We start from the raw sequence: 640 nt of genomic DNA, 5'->3' as shown, positions 1-640 counted from the left end.
CACCCCGGCATACACCATCATCTACACCGGGAATTTACACCACGACCGCGGACGCTAACCGGTCGGCTGGATGGACAACGTCTTCATCGAACGGCTCTGGCGGTTGCTGAAGTACGAATGCGTCTATCTGAACGCGTTCGAGACCGGCTCCGAACTGCGAACCGGGCTTGGCCGCTGGATCAGCTATTACAACGGGCAGCGGCCTCGCTCCCGCCTGGCCGGCCGAACGCCGGACGAGGTGTATGGGCGGGGCAGCGCGACGCCCTATCCGGGGCATGCCCCGGATAGGGCGTTCACCAGAATGGCGGCTCAAACCAACCAGGATATAGCTTAGTTCAGCCGCCAAACTGTCCAAGAAGGCGGCACCACCTCAGCTATCCTGTTTTCGCGGCTGTAAAGCCGCCTGTCAGGACCGTCCGCAAACTCTGACATCTGTTTGGGAAGTGACTACAATCCGCTGGGACTGATACCATCTACCCGCGCAATATAGTACCTGCGCCCTCTTTGAGTGAAGCAGCGATTGCGGCGATGGATTGGAACAGGACGAGTTGTTCGTCCTTCGACGGCATGAACCCGCGCCGCTGCCAGAACCGCGCCGCTTCCTCATCCACAGCGTTGACCATCAGTGCCCTGCCGCCGA

General features: G+C 60.5%; 1 pseudogene. It reads left to right on the top strand.

The features are described from left to right. Nucleotides 1–67: 67 nt before the first annotated feature. Nucleotides 68–334 (top strand): annotated as a pseudogene (locus RN629_RS18290) (integrase core domain-containing protein); the annotation flags it as partial. Nucleotides 335–640 lie beyond the last annotated feature (306 nt).

The organism is Facivitalis istanbulensis (assembly GCF_040560405.1).
GTDB classification, from domain to species: Bacteria; Pseudomonadota; Alphaproteobacteria; order Sphingomonadales; family Sphingomonadaceae; genus Sphingomonas; species Sphingomonas istanbulensis.
Note: the sequence above shows the minus strand (reverse complement) of the source record. Positions and strands in the feature narration are given on the sequence as shown.